This window comes from Ensifer adhaerens, assembly GCF_013283195.1.
GTDB classification, from domain to species: Bacteria; Pseudomonadota; Alphaproteobacteria; order Rhizobiales; family Rhizobiaceae; genus Ensifer; species Ensifer adhaerens_G.
Window position 1 is genome coordinate 1313862 of sequence record NZ_JABEKT010000002.1, and the last position, 17967, is coordinate 1331828.

The 17967-nt window shown below is 59.9% G+C and carries 16 protein-coding genes and 3 pseudogenes; 8 read left to right on the top strand and 11 right to left on the bottom strand.

The features are described 5' to 3' along the window. Together LPJGGPFB_RS32885 and LPJGGPFB_RS22380 are read left to right on the top strand one after the other, a co-directional pair. On the top strand, positions 1-212 hold a 212-nt coding region (locus LPJGGPFB_RS32885; RefSeq protein ID WP_210264541.1), incomplete at its 5' end, for a hypothetical protein. Between the two features lie 86 nt (positions 213-298). Then, on the top strand, positions 299-712 hold the full coding sequence (locus LPJGGPFB_RS22380; RefSeq protein WP_173422089.1) for a hypothetical protein: 414 nt from the start codon (positions 299-301) through the stop codon (positions 710-712). Between the two features lie 287 nt (positions 713-999). Here LPJGGPFB_RS22380 and LPJGGPFB_RS22385 read toward each other — a convergent pair whose 3' ends face one another. Continuing rightward, entirely contained in the window at positions 1000-2139 is a 1140-nt protein-coding gene (locus LPJGGPFB_RS22385; protein WP_173422090.1) for an RHE_PE00001 family protein, read from the bottom strand. Between the two features lie 181 nt (positions 2140-2320). Between LPJGGPFB_RS22385 and LPJGGPFB_RS22390 the strand changes: the two genes are divergently transcribed. The 3 genes from LPJGGPFB_RS22390 to LPJGGPFB_RS22400 are packed head-to-tail and all read left to right on the top strand — an operon-like array spanning position 2321 to position 4120. Beyond that, a complete protein-coding gene (locus LPJGGPFB_RS22390; RefSeq protein ID WP_090300147.1) occupies positions 2321-2563 on the top strand; it encodes a type II toxin-antitoxin system Phd/YefM family antitoxin in 243 nt (80 codons plus the stop codon). Then, complete coding sequence (locus LPJGGPFB_RS22395; protein ID WP_173422091.1) at positions 2560-2979, top strand: type II toxin-antitoxin system VapC family toxin; 420 nt, start codon at positions 2560-2562, stop codon at positions 2977-2979. The genes LPJGGPFB_RS22390 and LPJGGPFB_RS22395 overlap by 4 nt, the downstream gene beginning before the upstream one ends. Continuing rightward, positions 2969-4120, top strand: coding sequence for a site-specific integrase (locus tag LPJGGPFB_RS22400; protein WP_173422092.1), 1152 nt, complete (start codon positions 2969-2971; stop codon positions 4118-4120). The genes LPJGGPFB_RS22395 and LPJGGPFB_RS22400 overlap by 11 nt, the downstream gene beginning before the upstream one ends. A 326-nt stretch (positions 4121-4446) precedes the next feature. On the opposite strand, the pseudogene LPJGGPFB_RS22405 reads toward LPJGGPFB_RS22400, so the two are convergent. The 3 genes and pseudogenes from LPJGGPFB_RS22405 to repC form a co-directional block, all read right to left on the bottom strand. Next, positions 4447-4604, bottom strand: a pseudogene (locus tag LPJGGPFB_RS22405) (plasmid replication protein RepC); the annotation flags it as partial. Further along, positions 4605-5843 carry a phosphoglycerate dehydrogenase gene (gene serA, locus LPJGGPFB_RS22410; RefSeq protein WP_173422093.1) on the bottom strand — a complete coding sequence of 413 codons (1239 nt, stop codon included), beginning with the start codon at positions 5841-5843 and terminating at the stop codon, positions 4605-4607. A 76-nt stretch (positions 5844-5919) separates the two neighbouring features. Continuing rightward, a pseudogene (repC, locus tag LPJGGPFB_RS22415) lies at positions 5920-6240 on the bottom strand (replication initiation protein RepC); the annotation flags it as partial. Positions 6241-6467: 227 nt separating this feature from the next. Between repC and LPJGGPFB_RS22420 the strand changes: the two are divergent. Continuing rightward, on the top strand, positions 6468-6905 hold the full coding sequence (locus LPJGGPFB_RS22420) for a hypothetical protein (RefSeq protein ID WP_173422094.1): 438 nt from the start codon (positions 6468-6470) through the stop codon (positions 6903-6905). A gap of 551 nt (positions 6906-7456) precedes the next feature. Here LPJGGPFB_RS22420 and LPJGGPFB_RS33155 read toward each other — a convergent pair. Next, positions 7457-7573 (bottom strand): annotated as a pseudogene (locus LPJGGPFB_RS33155) (LysR family transcriptional regulator); the annotation flags it as partial. Between the two features lie 631 nt (positions 7574-8204). On the opposite strand from LPJGGPFB_RS33155, the gene LPJGGPFB_RS22425 reads away from it, so the two are divergent. Further along, positions 8205-9359 carry an efflux RND transporter periplasmic adaptor subunit gene (locus tag LPJGGPFB_RS22425; RefSeq protein WP_173422095.1) on the top strand — a complete coding sequence of 385 codons (1155 nt, stop codon included), beginning with the start codon at positions 8205-8207 and terminating at the stop codon, positions 9357-9359. Continuing rightward, positions 9356-12496, top strand: a complete 3141-nt coding sequence (locus tag LPJGGPFB_RS22430) for an efflux RND transporter permease subunit (RefSeq protein ID WP_173422096.1) — start codon at positions 9356-9358, stop codon at positions 12494-12496. The genes LPJGGPFB_RS22425 and LPJGGPFB_RS22430 overlap by 4 nt, the downstream gene beginning before the upstream one ends. A 131-nt stretch (positions 12497-12627) precedes the next feature. Here LPJGGPFB_RS22430 and LPJGGPFB_RS22435 read toward each other — a convergent pair whose 3' ends face one another. The 6 genes from LPJGGPFB_RS22435 to LPJGGPFB_RS22460 all read right to left on the bottom strand — a co-directional run bounded on the left by LPJGGPFB_RS22435 (position 12628) and on the right by LPJGGPFB_RS22460 (position 17966). Beyond that, positions 12628-13092, bottom strand: coding sequence for a BA14K family protein (locus LPJGGPFB_RS22435; RefSeq protein ID WP_173422097.1), 465 nt, complete (start codon positions 13090-13092; stop codon positions 12628-12630). Between the two features lie 930 nt (positions 13093-14022). Continuing rightward, complete coding sequence (locus LPJGGPFB_RS22440; protein ID WP_173422098.1) at positions 14023-14766, bottom strand: amino acid ABC transporter ATP-binding protein; 744 nt, start codon at positions 14764-14766, stop codon at positions 14023-14025. Continuing rightward, complete coding sequence (locus LPJGGPFB_RS22445) at positions 14763-15737, bottom strand: amino acid ABC transporter permease (RefSeq protein ID WP_173422099.1); 975 nt, start codon at positions 15735-15737, stop codon at positions 14763-14765. The genes LPJGGPFB_RS22440 and LPJGGPFB_RS22445 overlap by 4 nt, the downstream gene beginning before the upstream one ends. Positions 15738-15796: 59 nt before the next feature. Further along, positions 15797-16630 (bottom strand): transporter substrate-binding domain-containing protein, encoded by an 834-nt coding sequence (locus tag LPJGGPFB_RS22450; protein WP_173422100.1) that lies wholly within the window; start codon positions 16628-16630, stop codon positions 15797-15799. Between the two features lie 144 nt (positions 16631-16774). Continuing rightward, positions 16775-17164 carry a carboxymuconolactone decarboxylase family protein gene (locus LPJGGPFB_RS22455; RefSeq protein ID WP_173422101.1) on the bottom strand — a complete coding sequence of 130 codons (390 nt, stop codon included), beginning with the start codon at positions 17162-17164 and terminating at the stop codon, positions 16775-16777. Further along, positions 17157-17966, bottom strand: coding sequence for an alpha/beta fold hydrolase (locus tag LPJGGPFB_RS22460; RefSeq protein ID WP_173422102.1), 810 nt, complete (start codon positions 17964-17966; stop codon positions 17157-17159). Before LPJGGPFB_RS22460 ends, LPJGGPFB_RS22455 begins: the two co-directional genes overlap by 8 nt. Between the last annotated feature and the right edge of the window lies 1 nt (position 17967).

A 17967-nucleotide genomic window follows, 5' to 3' on the forward strand; every position in this document is an offset into this window, starting at 1 on the left:
CACCTCATGCCAAAGCTCACTCAATTGCAGAAGGTGCGGAGAAATTCGCGCTTACGATCAAAAGCATTGGGGCCGATTCGGGGATGATTGGACCTGCGATTGTTGCTCACGCTCAAAACGATCGATATGCCGAAAATCCAACTCGGGGAAATGGACCGCTCGCATTCACGTCATACGAGACTGGAAGCTCGACGAACCAGTCTCTGATCTAGACCTAAACGACGAATGCGGAACCTTTTATGTACTTAACCATGTGCCGGCATTCATATGCCAGGACTGCAGGAACGTTGTTTCTGAAATGCAACGTCGCGATGACGCACTGAGCGAGTATTCGGTGACATTGCCTGATATCCGCTCGGCAATCGTTGCGATCGCCGCGAACACTGTTCACGAAGTCGATTTCGATATCCTTATAGAAAGAGCCTATGAAAACCAGGGATTGGAAGAAGCAATCGACCACTATCACAAGCTCGAGGGCAACGCTCGCTATTATCTCGAATGCGCTAAACGGATTGCCAGATGGAAGCGCTGCTCGTTTGAACGGGCGCGCGACGAGCTAGTTAAAGAGCACGTAGAGATTATGGGCTGCTCGGCGGAAGAGGCCGCAGACTTTATCGATTGGTATCTCTACAAAGGAAAGAGGTTTGAGGCGCTGAGAGAAATTGAGTTGGGGCCAAAATCAAATCGAGCAGGGTCTTTGCAACCACTATAGAAATAGATCAAGTAAATAGGCAAGAGCGTTAGTGGAAGGATAGGCGCCGGGCTTATGCTTAATTCGTCGATTATCTCAATTGAAAGCTCATCGCGCTTTGCGAGGATTCAAACGGCGGACGCACCCCGAATGCATGCCGTCGCGGTAGAGCGAGAGCATAAGTATTTAGAATTTCGTTCGGCAGTCCCTTCATTCGCCCTTACCCCAAACCAGAAACTCAATTGATACAATGGTCGTCGCTCACACAACTCTGAATGTCAGGGGTGCTCCAAGACGACGCATGCCATTTACAGAATCCCCCACGCCCGAAACCTCCCCCTGCCCGTCATCTCCCTGAGGCCGAGTTCCAAAACAATCCGCCGCGCCGCCTGCGGCGTCACCTCGAGCGTCTTCGCCACCATCTTCGCCGACACCAGGGGCCGCGCCATCACCAGCTCGACCAGCTCCGGCAGCTTTGAAGACGTCCGGCGTCCGCCCAGCTTTCGCCCGAACATCGTGCGCGCCAACGCCAGCCGGTCATGCTCTTTCAGACCGAGCTCGGCGGCCGCGATCAGGCCGTGAGCAATGGCTAACAACCGGGTCTCCCGATCACGATGTCGGCGCCGATCGACCGGGATGGATTTCAGGCCAACGTTGATGGCGGCGAGATGGGTGCCAGTCGTGATGCCAGCCTGGCGCAGGATCGATGCGACCAGCAGCCGGCCGAGCCAGGGCGCGTGCTGGAGGACCGAAAGCTCGTTCCAGGCGTCGAGGGCGACGATCGCCTGAAGCACCGCCGGCAAATCGGTTGCCTGCCGCAACACACCGCGCCATTCCTCGAGCCTGGAATCCTCGTCCCAGTCGAGGTCATAGACCAGCGGATCTCTTTCCGCCGCGCTGGCGCGGCCCGGCCGTGTTGCGTTCTCGATCGCAGCCTCCGATCGGGCGAGCACCGCATCAATGGCCGCATAGTCGACTCCGGGGAGATTGGAGACGTCGTCGGGTTCGTCCCCCTCCCCCTCCCCTTCCGTATTGATCGCGACCGCGCGCCGGATGGCACCTGCTGTGTCGTCAGCGTCGACCAGTGTGATCTCAGCGGTTTTTCGCAGCGTGCGAACGCCGTCGGCCGACAATGCCCAGCCGGGCAGTTGGGCTGCGATGCGCCGGCGAGTTCGCAAGACGTCACGGGCGATTGTCAGCTCGTGGGTGGGTGTGCGAATATCTCTGATGTCGTCGTGGAGGATGAGGTCCTCGAGATGGACGAGTTCGCCGTCGATCCACAGAGAGGCGCAGGCGTCGGCAAAATGGGTGCGCTCGATCCATCCATGCCCGACCGGCGAACGGGCGATGCGCTCGTCCAGGCGCGTGAGGGCGAGACCGGCGTCGAATGCCGGCCGCATTAGAGCTGTCATGCTGATTTTTGCTAGATTGTAAGCCATTGAAATCATGGTAACGCCACTTGGTATTATTGCTCGCTGAGGCTCTAACCATCGATAAGTTTCAAGTATCGATAGTGATGTGGTCCACTAGTTGACCAACTCATAAACGCGTCCTATCTTGGCGTAGAACGTCCAATTCGCGATCGTCCGCAATCTGCGCGACGAGAGACATTGTTCAACGGAGTTTCCCATGAGCGTCACTGTCAAAGTCGCCGAGGCCAAAGCCCATCTTTCAGAACTGCTGGCCCGCGTCGAAGCCGGCGAGGAGGTTATCATTTCCCGCGGCAACGATCCGGTCGCCCGGCTCTCGCGCGTGAAGAAGGACAACGAGCTTTCGGCGCTGATCGCCGAGGTGCGGGCGGCGAGAATGCGGGCAAAACCGGTGTCCAACGACGAGATCCTCGACTGGAAACGTGAGGGTCAGCGGTTTTGAGCAAATTTATCCTTGATGCGTCGATCGCCGCTGCCTGGCTATTGCCAGAAGAATACAGTGAAGCAGCCGAGCAGCTTATCGCCAGGATCTCAGGCCCCTGCCCGGTGCCCGACCTGTTCTGGCACGAGACGCGCAGCATTTTGATCAGCGCCGAGCGGCGGCAACGGATTGCCGCCGGCCAGGCCCATAACGCGATGGCCCGGCTGCGCCGATTGCCCCTTGAGGACATGGGTGCCGGTCAGGACGGCTCGGTGCTCGAGCTCGCGAGTGCGCACGGGCTAAGCGCCTACGATGCCGCCTACCTCGACCTTGCGGTCCGCCAATCCCTGCCGCTCGCCACCCTCGACCGCAAACTCGCCGGGGCGGCACGCACTGAGAGGATTCAGGTGCTGGGACCATTCGAGAATGAGCATTGATCATGATATAGAGCGGCGCGCGGTGGCACTCGACGCGCTCGATTCCATCCTGCCCTTCGACCGGCGTGACCAACTCGCTGCGCTCCTCACCGACGACGACGTCGCGACGCTCAAGCATCTGGCCAGCGAAGGCATGGGCGACAACACGCTTCGGGCGCTTGCCTCCGATCTCGGCTACCTCGAGGCCTGGTGCCAGCTTGCAACTGAAGATCCCCTCCCCTGGCCGGCGCCCGAAAGCCTGCTGCTAAAGTTCCTTGCGCACCACCTGTGGGACCCGGTCAAGCGCTCAGAGGATCCGAGCCATGGCATGCCGGCAGAGGTGGAAATCGGCCTTCGTTCCCTTCGCGTCCTGCGCGTTTACGGGCCCCACGCCCCAGGGACGGTTCGGCGCCGGCTGACGAGCTGGTCGATCCTCACTCGCTGGCGCGGCCTCACCGGCTCGTTTGACGGCCCTTCCCTCAAATCGGCACTGCGACTTGCTGTCCGCGCCAGTGCCCGCCCACGCCAACGCAAGAGCAGGCAAGCGGTGACCGGCGATATCCTGGCGAATCTGTTGCACGCCTGTGCCGGCGAACGGCTGGTCGATCTGCGCGACCGGGCGCTGCTTCTCGTGGCGTTCGCCTCCGGCGGGCGACGCCGATCGGAGATAGCAGGGTTACGAGTCGAAGATCTCCTCGAGGAAGACCCGGTCCGGACGGACCCGGCGAACCCGGACTCCCCTCCCCTCCCCTGCCTCTCGATCCGCCTTGGTCGCACTAAGACGACGGCGAGTGACAACGACGAACATGTGCTGCTGGTCGGCCGGCCGGTTATGGCGTTGAAGGGCTGGCTTGATGAGGCAGGTATCGGAAAAGGACCAATATTCCGGCGCATTGACCAGTGGGGGAATGTCGATCGGCGCGCGATGACACCGCAGTCCGTCAATCTAATCCTAAAAACCCGCTGCAAACAGGCTGGGCTGGATCCGACATTGTTCTCGGCGCATGGATTGCGGTCCGGCTACCTGACCGAGGCAGCCAATCGCGGCATCCCCTTACCCGAGGCGATGCAGCAGTCGCTGCACAAATCGGTGACCCAGGCGGCGAGCTATTACAACAACGCGGAACGCAAGAATGGACGAGCGGCGCGACTGATCGTCTAGGAGGAACTCGGGGTGAGCGCTGCAACATTGCTAGCGATCGCGCCCGATAAAATCCACGGCAGGGCTCTGCGACACTAAGCTCCTTGTGGATCGAAGGCAGCAGACTGTGCCGATGAAGTCGCAATTCATCGACAGGTTTCGGCAACATCTCGTCGGCAGCGACATAACGGCAGGTGTCTTTCCTGGATGAGATGCACGTTGATCCGGCGATCGCCATGGATTTACCACGGAAGTTCTCGGCCCTTGCGGGCTATCCCCTTCCCTTGGCGCGGGCGGATTGATGTGCGCTGCCTTTTCGAGAATGCATGCCATCACGGCGGCCGACAAAGGTAGCGCCAGCTCTCGACCGCACCTTTCGGGCCGTAATCGCGGATCTCCGGGCAGGCCTGCAGCACCATACCCAAAGGAAGTGTCTCTATCGGCTCCCGCATCGGCCTGATTCAAGGCTCGGCTTCGCCCCCTGCTCTATTCGAGAGCTAGGTTCTCAGTAGACTAATCGCGTTCGTATCGTTCCAGGAATTTCGCGTAGGGCCTGAAGAATCTCGTCGGCATCTGCGGAAATTCCTTCGGCCTCGACCACCACATAGCCCGTGTCGCCATGCGTCTGAAGGAACTCAGCGACGATGTTCAGCCCGCGCGACGAGAAGATCTCGTTGAGCTGGATGAGCATTCCGGGGCGGTTTTCATGCACGTGAATGAAACGCGTGCCGTTCGGGCGCTCGGGCAGTTGTACTTGCGGAAAGTTGACGGCGCCCATCGTTGAGCCGATGTCGGAATACTCGACCAGCTTCCTTGAAACCTCCCCGCCGATGCGCTCTTGGGCTTCCTCAGTGGAGCCGCCGATATGCGGCGTCAGAATGACATTGCTCAAGCCTTGCAACGGTGTCTCAAAACGCTCGTTGTTCGATGCCGGCTCCTTGGGGAACACGTCTACGGCGGCACCCGCCAGATGCCCGTCTTTCAGGACTTTCGCAAGCGCATCGAGATCGACCACCGTGCCGCGAGAATTGTTGATGAAGATGGCGCCCTTCTTCATGCGGCGCAGTTCGGTTTCGGTGATCATGTTATGCGTCGAGGGTGCTTCGGGAACGTGCATCGTCACATAGTCAGAGATTTCGAGAAGGTCACCGAGCGAAGCCATCGACTCCGAATTGCCCCGGCGCAGCCGATCGGAAAGATCGAAGTAGCGCACGACCATGCCCATGCTTTCGGCAAGCGCGCTGAGCTGCGATCCGATATTTCCGTAACCGACAATGCCGAGCGTTTTGCCGCGGACCTCCCTGCTGCCGACAGCGGACTTCTCCCACCCACCTCGATGCGCGGAAGCCGAGCGCGGAAAGATCTGCCGTGTCAGCATGATAATCTCGCCGATCACAAGCTCGGCCACCGATCGCGTGTTTGAATAAGGTGCATTGAACACCGGAATGCCGCGCCGCCGCGCTGCATCCAGATCGACTTGGTTCGTACCGACGGAGAAACAGCCAACGGCGATCAATTTCTTTGCGGATTCGAGAATCTCGTCCGTCAGCTGCGTGCGGGAACGAATGCCGATGATATGAGCGTCGGCGATGTGGCTCCTAAGATCCCTGTCGTCGAGCGCCTTCGGTAAAAGAATGAGGTTGGTGTAGCCGGACGAAGAAAAGTAGTCCACGGCGGTCTGGCTAATGCCTTCCAGCAGAAGCACGGAAATTCGGTCGCGTGGGAGAGAAAGTTGGCGGGTCATAAATATCGCTCCGATTTCCGGAAGGCCGATGTGGCTTCGGCGCCTATGAAGATTTAAGCGGCTGGTCAGGCTAATATCAACACACTGATACCGCGAACAAATCTCGAGGTACCGCGGTTTTCAATGCTTCGTACCCAAAGGGCAAGAGCCCGCGCTCGGCTTTTCGCGTAAAATCGCTCAGATAGCCTCCGGCAGAATTGATGTGCCCTGCCCTTTCGAGGATACACGCCATGACGGCGGCCGCATTCTCGGCCCCAAGGATTCCGCAGGCTTCCTCATAGGCGCTCGGACTGACCCCGAGCATCGATCGAACCACGACGGCGGCAGACAAAAGATCGTGCCAGCTCTCGACCGCACCGTTCGGGCCGTAATCGCGGAACTCCGGAAACGTCTTTATCGGCTACCGCATCGGCCTGATTTCAGGGCTCGGCTTCGCGCCCTGCGCTCCGGACTACAGAACCGAGGGTCTTTCTGGAAGTGTTGTCGTAGCGCGCAGCCACCGAGCAAGCGATTTAGACCTCAGATCTACAACTCCGCTCGCCAGCATCGTGATTGGACAGAGCGCGGGACGAGGAACAGGCTGATTGAGCTGGCATTCGCAGCACCATTTGATTGGAGGCGACAATGAAGCACCATACATTAGAGCAGATGCAGAACATCGCGCAGATAGAGCCCTTCTTCCACCTGCATGGGATGTCGCGCCGTCAGCGACTTGAGCGCTGGACCGAGCTCCTTGAGGAAATACGGCATAGGCACCTCGACACGCTTCACGAGACAGAGTTCCAATCCAGCGAGGAGCGAAATGCACTGCGCTGCGACTATTCTCCGATAACTGTCGCATTCCGCGATCCCGTTCTCCATTCGGCCGGTATGAAGAACGATACCTATGGCGAAGCGATACGGTTTTTCGAGATCTCTGACGAAGAGTTACATGACGTTGTTTGCTATTGCCGCTTCGGAACCACCGTGAGTGCGGCGGCAGCGGCTCGCCAAGTCCGCGTCCTGCTGTCCGACAAGCCCATGGGCTTTTGGTCTTCACTGCGGGCATTGTTCATTGGTTAGATCGGCGACGTGCCACCCAACTCGACTGCAATCATGGGGCGCCTAGATAGCGGTCAGCGCGGAAGGGCTATTTGCATCCCTCGCGTAAATCGGCGTTCCCAATAACCTGTCGTCTAGCAGGCGCCCCATCTGCTTCTGCTGAGGGAAACTATCACGTACGAGCCGTCTTCAACCTCTTGATGGGGTAACGGAACCCTGACAGCTGTCAGGTTTTTCGTGAGGCGAATACGATATTAAGCCGGGCTTGCGGCATACATGACCGATCCGGGCCTTTCACCGCCGCCCGCCGGCCGAGCCGCCGCGATTGAGACGATCTTGCGTGACTGGCTTGTTGCGCATCGGCACATGGCCGACGTCCCGGAGCTCACTCCGGTTCGGTTGGATTCCAAGGGCGTGAATCGAGAAGAGGTGCAGTACCCGGGTTTTATCGGATAGCATCCGTGACGCATGTCGGCTCCTGTCGGCCAAAAGTCAGGAATCGAGCCGAGTCCCCGGCAAGCCGCTCCGCTCCTTCGAGGGTCCAGGTCGCTATGAAGGGTGGTCTCATCCCCTCACCTTCCCGGCGGTAGCGACCGGGCAATGTCGATGATGTCGTCCCGTGATGCGGTTGGGTCCTCCATATTCCAGGCTACCCCAAACCCGATCTTCAGATCGACACCGCGCACGGGTCTGAAGGGCCGCAGCCGATCCTACATACGTGGCCTCGCGGTCGTACCGCGGCATGCGCTCACGCGGCTGTCACTGACCTTAGCAATCGGCCGCGAAACTGCGGCTGCACAGTCCGCGGAGGTCGTTGCCACATAAATTGCACCTGCGACAGAGCATCTCGACATGCCGGTACACTTTTCTAGCAAGGCATCCGGCACGCGCCACGATATCTCGTCGAGCACGAATAAAACTATTTCAAGGGCGACAGCCAACAGGGATGGACTAGAGCGTACGCAATGTTACGTTGCGAAAGCAGATCACACAGGATTAGGGCAGCACCATGAAACATGCTCCCATTCTTATCTGCTTGATGCAACGGTCCTGCCGGGATGCAGCACCACGGAACGAGGTGCGGTCATCGGAAACGTCGCTGGACAGCCTGGACGGGGCTAAATAGGCACCGGCCCCCGCTGACAAGCTGGTGAACACGACCCGTTTGCTGGAACGCGCGATCATTGTCGAGCACCCCAATTTTTTGTCGTGCATGTTCAGGTTGACGGCCGATCCGCAGAGCGCATTCCTCAGTATTTACTTCGGCAGGCCGGGTCCGGTCAGCCGTGCCGGCGTACCCACTTTTTGCTGGAGTTCCCCATGAACCGTACAGCTTGTATCACCCGCGTCTGCTGCGCAATCCTTCTCGGTGTCTCCAGCCTCGTGCCTGCTGAACTGGCGGCGCAAACGGTGGCCACTGTCGGTGCAGCGAAGGTTCGCGTAGACGACGTCTCTCCGAGGTACGAGTTCGTCGGTCGGGTCGAAGCCATGGAGGCTGTTGATGTTCGCTCCCGCATCGATGGGTTTATCGACAAACGGTTGTTCGACGAAGGTACCGTCGTTGAGGCTGGCCAACCCCTCTTCCTCATCGACCCACGCGATCTGGAAATCGCGTTGACCGTCACGCAGGCCCAACTGGCCAGCGCGAAAGCCACCCAGACAGATGCCGCACGTCGCTTCCAACGCAACCGCGCCTTGAACCAAACGGTGTCACGCGCGACGCTGGAGGAAAGCGAGACGGCCCTCGATACGGCTGACGCGGCCGTTCTATCCGCCGAGGCCAGGGTGAGCCAGGCGAAACTCAATCTCAGCTACAGCAAGATATCTTCCCCCATGAAGGGCCGCATCAGTGCGGCATCGCTATCCGCAGGCAGCTTCGTAAACGCCAGTTCCCCGGCGCTGGCCAGGATCGTCCAGATGGACCCAGTGCGGGTTGTTTTTTCCGTTAGCGATCGGACGGTGTTGGACTTGCGCGTAGCGGCAGGAAAGATCAGCAAGGAGGAACTTGCCCAACGCTTCCAGCTTTCGCTGCGCCTTTCGAACGGGCAGCAATACAAGCAAGGGGGGAAGATTGAGTTCTTCGGCAATGAAGTCGACGAGCGGACTGGTACGCTTGCCGTGCGTGCACAGTTCGCCAACCCCGACCTTCTGCTCGTACCGGGTCAGTTCGTGACGGTGGTGATCGCCGGGGACGAGAGGAAGATGCGCCCGGTCGTTCCCCTCGGCGCGGTGCATCAGGACCGTGAAGGCAAATATGTCCTCCTTGTCGGCGACGACGGGAAGGCTGTCCTGCGTCGCATCATGGTCTCCGAACAGGCGGGCGGCAACTGGATCGTCGACAGCGGTCTTGAAGGCGAGGAGATGCTGATCGTTGAAGGGCTGGCAAACATTGCCGACGGATCGGCCATCAAAGTACTTCCCGTGTCTGACGATAGCGCCGATAGGTCCGCTTCCCAATCGGGTGCCTCACAATGAATATTTCCGCCCCGTTTATCGGCCGGCCGCGGCTTGCAATGGTCATTGCGGTGATCATGCTAATCGCCGGTGCTGTCGCCCTCCTGCAGATACCTGTCGCACAGTTTCCGCAGATCACTCCGCCCGAAGTGCAGGTGACGGCGAGCTATCCGGGGGCAAATTCCAGCGTCATGACGGATAGCGTGGGTGCGCCGATCGAGGATCAGGTGAACGGCGTCGAAGATATGCTCTACATGTCTTCCTCCAGCACCAACAATGGTACCTACAGTCTGACGGTGACGTTCGCGCCAGGAACCGACCCGGCGATCGCGCAGGTCAACGTGCAGAACCGGGTCGCGATAGCGACGCCGCGGCTGCCTGCCGCTGTCACCCAGACGGGCGTTTCAGTGAGAAGCCGTTCGTCCAGTATGCTTATGGGGCTAGCGATCTATTCGCCGAAGGGCACGCGTGACAACGTCTTCATCAGCAATTACGCGACAGTCAATATCCGCGATGCCATCGCCCGCGTGCCAGGTGTCGGGGAGGCAGGCGTGTTCGGCCCAACCTACAGCATGCGGGTCTGGATGAACCCTGACCGCATGCAGGCTCTGGGCATCACGGCGTCGGATCTCGCCACTGCGATACGGGCGCAGAATGCACAGGCCTCCGCCGGCCAGATAGGCTCACCTCCCACGGCGTCGGGCCAGCAGCTGGAGCTGACAGTAACGGCGCTGGGGCGTCTTGCCGACGCGAATGCGTTTGGCAACGTGATCGTGCGCACGAACCGCGACGGCGCGATCGTGCGCCTCCGCGATGTCGCGCGCGTCGAACTCGGCGCACAATCCTATGACACCACGTCGACGCTCAACGGCCTTCCCAGCGCCACGCTCGTCGTCTACCAGTCCGCCGACGCCAACGCACTTTCTGTCTCCGAGGCGGTCGTGAGCGAGCTTGAAGCTTTGTCGCGGCAGTTTCCAGACGACATCGCCTATACGGTCGTTTTCGATACGACTGCCTTCGTCAAGGAAACCATCCGCGAGATCTTCATAACGCTCGCGATTACCTTTGCCCTCGTCGTCGCCGTGGTATTTGCCTTCCTCCAGGACTGGCGCGCAACGGTCATCCCGACCCTGACCATACCCGTTTCACTCATTGGGGGCTTCGCCGTCCTCTATGTTCTCGGTTACTCGGCCAACACGATCACCCTTTTCGCGGTCATCCTCGCCATCAGCCTTGTGGTCGATGACGCCATCATCGTCGTCGAAAATGTCCAGCGCATCATGGACCAGACCGGGGCCAACGTACGGGATGCCACCCTACGCACCATGGAGCAGGTAACGGGACCGATCGTCGCGACGACGCTGGTACTTGCCGCACTCTTCGTGCCGGTGGCCTTCCTTGCCGGCATCACCGGCGAGCTTTACCGCCAGTTCGCCGTCACGATCCTGATTACCATCGTCTTCTCGACGGTCAATGCGCTGACCCTCAGCCCGGCCTTGTGTGTGCTCATGCTTCGTCCAACGCCGAGACGGCGACTTGGACTGTTCGAGAAGCTGAACGCAGGCCTCGACGCTTCCCGGCGTTTTTACCTGAACCTGCTGCTCGCTTTCGCCCGACGGCTCGCCCTGGCGACGCTGGTCCTGGTCGCGGTCGCAGGGGGAATCTACGGCCTCTACCGCATCATTCCGACTGGTTTCGTGCCCGCCGAGGACCAAGGCTACCTGTTCATGAACGTGCAGTTACCAAACGCAGCTTCCCTGGAGCGCACGGAACAGACAATGGCCGAGGTCAGCGCGCTCCTGCAGCGCACGCCCGGTATCGCCAATACGATCGGCATCGCGGGTGCGAGCATGGTCGGCGGTGGTGGTTCGAACTCCGGCATGATCATCTCGGCACTAAAGCCGTGGAGCGAGCGGGGACCGGATCAAAGCGTCTTCGCACTGATGGGCCGTTTACGGGCCGAACTTGCAACGATCTCGACCGCATCCGTCGTGCCCTTCAATCCGCCGGCTATTCCGGGGCTTGGCACAACGGGCGGCTTCGACTTCCGCCTTCAGGCGCGCGCCGGGCAGAGCCAGGAGGAGCTTGCCGAGGTCATGCGCAGTCTTATCATGCGCGCGAACCAGACGCCCGGCCTTGCCTCAGTGTTCAGCACATTCTCAGCCGACGTGCCGCAGGTCTACCTCGACATCGACCGGGAGCGGGCGGAGCTCTACAGCGTGTCCCCCGCCACGATTTTCAGTACGCTGCAGTCCCATCTCGGGTCGTCGTACGTAGACGATTTCAACATCCTTTCCCGGGTCTTCCAGATCCGCATTCAGAACGAGCCGGCCTTCCGCAGCCGGATAGAAGATATCCAGCGACTGAGAGTACGCAGCGATACGGGCGACCTCGTGCCGTTGCAGGGCTTGCTTTCGATCTCCACCCACTACGGTCCGAATTCGGTGAACCGCTACAACCTCTTCCCCTCCGCCTCGATCAACGGCCAGGCCGGACCGGGCACCAGCACCGGTGAGGCGCTGAGCACCATGGAGGCGCTTGCGGCAAGCACACTGCCGACCGGCTTTGGATTTGAGTGGACCGGGCTGGCACTGCAGGAAAAACAATCGGGCAACCAGACGGTGATGATCCTTATTATGGGCATCGTCTTCACCTATCTCTTTCTCGTTGGCCAGTATGAGAGCTGGAGCATTCCGATAGCAGTGATGATGTCTGTCACAGTGGCCGTTCTTGGGGCCTTGGGAGCACTCTTGGTAGGCGGCATCGATCTCAACATCTACGCTCAAATTGGCCTTCTCTTGCTCATAGGCCTTGCGGCCAAGAATGCCATCCTGATCGTGGAGTTCGCCAAGGATCGCCGGGAGGAGGGAATGAGCATTATAGATGCGGCTACCGAGGGGACGTCGCAGCGTTTTCGGCCGGTGCTGATGACCGCGATGGCGTCCGTTCTGGGCGTTGTACCGCTCGTCCTCGCCGCCGGGGCGGGCGCGGGCAGTCGACAGGCGATCGGCGCAACCGTGCTCGGCGGTCTGCTCGTGGGCACTGTCCTCGGATTGGTGATCATCCCGATGCTTTATATTCTCGCACAGACGCTGCGCGAGGCAGTCAAACGCCGTCTGTTCGGTCCAGCCGGTGCCCAGGACGAGAGTAATGCCTGAAACCTAAACACTCGACCTGACACCGGAGAAACTGGAGGATCGTGGTGTCGTTCTTACGCGCACTTCGGTCCTGGTCGATGACGCCGGCGCCGGCGCCGGCGCCAGACGCCCTCGCGCCTCTCACCCCGCTGTCAATAGTACGGCGAGATGCATGCTTGTCGGGGGCCGTGATAGGGCTGGAACGTGTTGTCGAAGGCCCTGTAGGAGCGATATCGTGCGTAGCACCAGCGCGTGTGTGTGCCGCCGCCATAATAGACTTGACGGGAATAGCGTGGCGCATAATAGCGCGGCCGATAATAGGTCCGCCCGTAGTAGTCGGGTTCGTAGTAGCTCGGGCCGTAATACCGGGGTTGCGCCAATAGGCCGCCGATAACGGCGCCAGCGGCAAGCCCCCCTAACGCCCAGGCCCAGTCGTCGCCACCGTGATGATGACCATTGTAGTAGCCACCGTGATAACCGCCATATCGGCGGTATTGAACCGGTTGAGCTTGCGGCGCTTCAATCTTCGGCGCAGAAAGAACGGGAAATGCCCTGGCTGGCGCAGCGCATGTCAGCCCAGTGACAAGCGACAGAGCAACGATTGCAAACCTTTGCATTGTCTTCACCTTTCCTCTGTAGCGCTGCAAGTCGAACTCGGCACGCTAGAAACACTGCAGCCCTTTCGATAGCCTCATAATTGTACTCCAAAACCGATTGGAGTTGAGAATTTATGCATCGGCGAAAACCACCCATTGCGCTTGCCTGTCGACGGCTGCGCACACGCTTTTGCGCGCGCCGTGCCCAGCCCACGGTTTTCGTCATCGCCGTAGCCGGCGGGCGCTACAAGCTGCGGCGCAGGTTTCCATCCGATGCATTTGAGCGGGAGATGCTCAGGTCGCGCATCGCCGGGATTGGCGTCGATCCAAGAGACTAGAGAGGCAACAGCATAAACATAAATGAGTGCGTTTGAGTGCTTCAGCGATCCGCTGAACGGATATTTTGCCGGGGGGATAGCCACCTCCCATTAAACGAAGTTCGTCTAGGCTCCCTTCGGGCGGCAGCCCCACCCCGCCCCCCGCTTAACACCGCTGAGGGCTAATCGTGTCGCGGGATGAAGCGGGTGGCCACTTCCAACATTGTACGTCTTGAAACACCTCAGCGAGGCGATGCCGGTCTTGCTCTTATCTGCGACCTGCGAACACACGTGGGGCACTTTTGCGGAGGGCCTGATCCGGACGTCAGAGCTATGGGAAGGTCACAATCGTCCCAGTCGACCCGTTATGCGATCTCGTAGCAGCCGGGCTCAAGGTTGGTGCACGGCATCGCGCGGAGCTTCAACCCCGGCTCCATCGGAGTTTGGCTTGGCCGTGGCTCACCGTGCCGAACGATGCGACCAGCCCGCATAAAGACTTTCTTGCCTGTCATCGCTCACGTTCTCGCTCGATCACCCAGTATTTGCCGGCGCCCTTCTGCTCGGTCTTCTCGAGGATCATGTCGATGATCGTCCCACACACCCCAAGCCTACAATCTCGCGCCGGCTGGGGTCTTCAGTGCTTCAAGATTTGACCGAGGAAAAGCTTCGTCCGCTCGTGCCTGGGATTGGAGAAAAACTCGTCCGGCTTTGCTTCTTCAACAATCTGCCCGGCGTTCATGAATATCACACGATCAGCGACCGCCCGTGCGAACCCCATCTCGTGGGTGACGCAGACCATGGTCATCCCGTCCTTGGCGAGACCGGTCATGGTTTCGAGCACTTCCGACACCATTTCAGGGTCAAGGGCCGAGGTGGGCTCGTCGAACAACATCACTGCCGGCTGCATGCAGAGTGAGCGGGCAATCGCCACGCGTTGCTGCTGACCGCCCGAGAGCTGGACCGGGAACTTGTTTGCCTGTTCAGGAATACGAACCCGGTCAAGGTACTTCAGTGCCCGTGCCCGCGCCTCTGCCTCCGGCACGCCACTGATCCACATCGGCCCAACCATGCAGTTCATCAGCACTGTCATGTGCGGAAACAGATTGAAATGCTGGAACACCATGCCGACATTGCGCCGCACGTCCGAAATATTGCGCATCTTGGCATGCAGGTGGATACCGTCGACGACGATATCGCCTTCCTGATGCGCCTCCAGCCTATTGAAGCAGCGGATCAACGTCGATTTTCCGGATCCGGACGGGCCGCAAATTACGATGCGCTCGCCCTTGCGGACCGTCAGGTTGATATCGGTCAGCACTTGAAAGGCACCGTACCATTTGGAAACGTTCCTGACTTCGATGATGGTTTCAACACTCATCTGACCTTGCTCCTGGCATAGTGGCGTTCGATGCGGGACTGGATGAGCTCAAGGCAGATGGACATGATCCAGTAGAGCATGGCGGCTGAGATCAGCATTTCCATGTGCTGGAAGGTTTTCTGGCCAAGCGTGCGGGCAAGAAACATCAGTTCCCAGACGCCAATCACCGAGACGAGCGAGCTGTCTTTCAGCATCGAGATGAACTGGTTTCCGGTTGGGGGAATAATGACCGGCAACGCCTGCGGAAGGATGATCTTGCGCATGGTCAGCCCGAAGCCGAAGCCGATCGACCTTGAGGCCTCCCACTGGCCGCGGTCGATGCTCTGTATGCCTGAGCGGAAGATCTCGGTCATGTAAGCGCCGTAGCAGAGCGAAAGCGCCAGGATACCGGCCGGAACGGCATCGATGATGATGCCGAGCTGAGGCAGACCCAGATAGATCAGATAGACCTGCATCAGGAGCGGCAGTCCTCGAAAGAACGATGTGTAGAAGCTTGCGATCGCATAGGCAAAACCGTTGGTCGACAACTTGGCCACCGCGCCAAGGATTGCGATGAGCGAGGCGATAGCGATCGAGATCGCCGACACATAGACGGTCGTCACGAGACCCTGGGCGATCAGAAAAGGCAGCTTTTGTTCGATGAACGGCAGGCTCAAGTGAAACGTCTGGAAGAAGGCGAGAAATAACGCGAGAAGCTCGAGCCATACAATGGCGATCTGGACCCTGAGGCTGGCAAAGCCGATCAGAACGATGTTGAGGCTGAAGAGCGCTGCGATCACGAGGGCGATGGCGAAACGGCCGTAGAAACCGCTCTGCAAAGGTTCGCCTATCACCGGGCGCATGAGTTCTCCCATTGTCGTCCCGGTCAGATTGAAGGCGGTGAAGACGATCAGGGCGGCGGCGAACACCGTCGCTACGAACCGCGGGTTGTGGACGAGTATTTCGGACTCGACTGTATCCGGATAAAGCATCTTAGTCCCTCTGAACAAAAAGGCGCTCCGGACGACCGGAGCGCCAAACGTGGGAAGGGTTACTTCGCGACGGTGTAGTCGACGCCGTACCACTTCTCGGACAGCTTGCTCAGCGTGCCGTCGCTCTGCATCGCCTTGATCGCTTCGGCGATCTTGTCGTTCAGTTCCTTGTCGCCGTGCTCGATGGCAACGGCGAGCGGCTCATAGAAGACGGGAGCGCCGATCTGCTTGATCGGATAGCCTGCCTTGATGGCGTCGCGAATGCTCGGCAGAGACGACACCACCGCGTCGAGGCGAACGCCGTCACCAAGGCGCAGGTCGTCGAAGGCCGTTGACGAGTTGGCGTAGGATTTCACTTCCGTCGGCTTGAACACGTATTCGAAAGCCGGCGCACCGGCGGCATCGAGCGTCAGCTCTTGCTTGGCGTAGGCCTCGAAGGTGGACGTCGCTGTCGTTCCGACGACCTTGCCGTCCAGATCGATCAGCGTCACTGCAACGCTATCCTTGTGAACCGCGACCGCAGCCGGCGTGTAATAGTAGACGGCGGGGAAGTCGAAGATCTTGGCCCGTTCCTTGGTTGGCGTCATCGAGCCAATGTGCATGTCCCAGCGGCCCTGCCAGTTGCCGGCTGTGATGATGTCCCAGCCCGGGGTGACGAATTCGACGCCGACACCCAGTCGCTTTGCGACTTCCTTGGCGACATCGACGTCGAAGCCGTCCATCTCGTTCTTGTCGTTCATAAAGGACTGCGGCGCCCAGCTGGCGTCGGTCGCAACCTTCAGGGTTTTTGCGTCGAGCACGCGGTCGAGTACGGCACCTGCATGGGCCGGAAGAGCCGCGAGCGAAATGGCAAGCGAGGCCGCCGCCGCAGTCAGTTTGGTGAAAGTGTTCATGCTGTCGTTCCCTCTTTTGTCGTTCTGGGTTTTTCCGGCAGGGTCCTCTTCCTGCCATCGGGTTGATCTTGAGTTCTCAAGGCCCCTCCGTCTTCCGGCGATATGAGGCAGCGCGGAGCCGCCCCTTCCTAGAAACAGTGGAAGTCAGCACTCGCCTTTCTGGTCCATCTCGTCACGGACACTGCGTGCGACCCTGAAGGCCTCGACGCCCGCGGGAATGCCGCAATAGATCGCGATCTGGACGAGCGCCGCGCGAAGCTCTTCGTCGGTCAGGCCGTTGCGGATCGCCCCGCGGAAATGGATGCCGAATTCATGCATGCGGTTGAGCGCGGCGAGCATTCCAAGGTTGAGCAGGCTTCGGCTCTTCAGATCGAGCCTCTCGTCCGTCCAGGCGGTGCCCCAGCAATACTCGTTCAGCAGATCCTGGAAGGGGCGCGAGAAAGCATCGCTGTTTTTGATCGCCCGATCGACGTAGTCGTCACCGAGCACCTTGCGCCGGATGGTTTCTCCCCTTCTCTGCAGCGCCTCATCCATTGACCGTCACTCCCTGGCTCAGAAATTCACCCATCAGATCCGCTATGACGTGGGGCGCTTCGATCAGGATCGAATGCCGCAAGCCTGGCAGGATCCGAAGCTCGGACCTGGGAATGCGCTCGTGCATGTAACTGGCCATGCGCGGATTGGAGCCGGCATCGTCCTCGCCGGTGGCGATCAGCGTCGGGCACCGGATCTGGTCGAGAAATCCGCCGAAATCCGTCTCTGCCAGCACCCGGTAAGCAGAGGCATAGCAATCCGGATCGTTTTGGGCGTCGCGCGACCTGAGCCTAGCGATGACCTCGGGGTTTCGCTCCTGGAAGCCCTCCGTCAGCCAGCGCGACAGCGATGCATTGTGGTGATCCGCAGGGGTCCCGGCTCTGAGCGCTGCAAGGCGCTCAAGAACGCGCTCGCGCTCGAACGGCGTGCGACCGGCGACGGTCGACAGAAGAACCAGGCGGCGCAGTCGCTGAAGGTGGGTCAGAGCCAGGCGCTGGGCAATCAGGCCACCCAGCGAGAAGCCGGCGAGATTGAAGGTGGGAAAGCCCGCCCGGTCGGCAAGCGTCAACGTCTCGTTGACGAAGTCGTCGATCTCGTATCGCCCGGTCACCCGGCTTGATTGGCCGTGGCCGCGCAGATCGAAGGTCAGGATCGTGAACCGATCCTTCAGCCGCTCGACCACGCCCGACCACGCCTCCAGATAGGATCCGACGCCGTGAATGCAGACAAGCGGCTCGCCGTCCCCGTCGATGCGGTAGTTGAGCGTTACCTCGCCGATCGTATGACGCTGCATCCCTGCCATC

What these genes read in the sequence shown, in the direction of transcription:
- serA (WP_173422093.1), bottom strand. Translation starts at nt 5,843, where the DNA reads ATGACCCGCCAACTTTCTCTCCCACGCGACCGAATTTCCGTGCTTCTG.
- LPJGGPFB_RS22460 (WP_173422102.1), bottom strand. Translation starts at nt 17,966, where the DNA reads ATGGCAGGGATGCAGCGTCATACGATCGGCGAGGTAACGCTCAACTAC.
- LPJGGPFB_RS22445 (WP_173422099.1), bottom strand. Translation starts at nt 15,737, where the DNA reads ATGCTTTATCCGGATACAGTCGAGTCCGAAATACTCGTCCACAACCCG.
- LPJGGPFB_RS22455 (WP_173422101.1), bottom strand. Translation starts at nt 17,164, where the DNA reads ATGGATGAGGCGCTGCAGAGAAGGGGAGAAACCATCCGGCGCAAGGTG.
- LPJGGPFB_RS22430 (WP_173422096.1), top strand. Translation starts at nt 9,356, where the DNA reads ATGAATATTTCCGCCCCGTTTATCGGCCGGCCGCGGCTTGCAATGGTC.
- LPJGGPFB_RS22440 (WP_173422098.1), bottom strand. Translation starts at nt 14,766, where the DNA reads ATGAGTGTTGAAACCATCATCGAAGTCAGGAACGTTTCCAAATGGTAC.
- LPJGGPFB_RS22390 (WP_090300147.1), top strand. Translation starts at nt 2,321, where the DNA reads ATGAGCGTCACTGTCAAAGTCGCCGAGGCCAAAGCCCATCTTTCAGAA.
- LPJGGPFB_RS22425 (WP_173422095.1), top strand. Translation starts at nt 8,205, where the DNA reads ATGAACCGTACAGCTTGTATCACCCGCGTCTGCTGCGCAATCCTTCTC.
- LPJGGPFB_RS22435 (WP_173422097.1), bottom strand. Translation starts at nt 13,092, where the DNA reads ATGCAAAGGTTTGCAATCGTTGCTCTGTCGCTTGTCACTGGGCTGACA.
- LPJGGPFB_RS22420 (WP_173422094.1), top strand. Translation starts at nt 6,468, where the DNA reads ATGAAGCACCATACATTAGAGCAGATGCAGAACATCGCGCAGATAGAG.
- LPJGGPFB_RS22385 (WP_173422090.1), bottom strand. Translation starts at nt 2,139, where the DNA reads ATGATTTCAATGGCTTACAATCTAGCAAAAATCAGCATGACAGCTCTA.
- LPJGGPFB_RS22450 (WP_173422100.1), bottom strand. Translation starts at nt 16,630, where the DNA reads ATGAACACTTTCACCAAACTGACTGCGGCGGCGGCCTCGCTTGCCATT.
- LPJGGPFB_RS22400 (WP_173422092.1), top strand. Translation starts at nt 2,969, where the DNA reads ATGAGCATTGATCATGATATAGAGCGGCGCGCGGTGGCACTCGACGCG.
- LPJGGPFB_RS22380 (WP_173422089.1), top strand. Translation starts at nt 299, where the DNA reads ATGCAACGTCGCGATGACGCACTGAGCGAGTATTCGGTGACATTGCCT.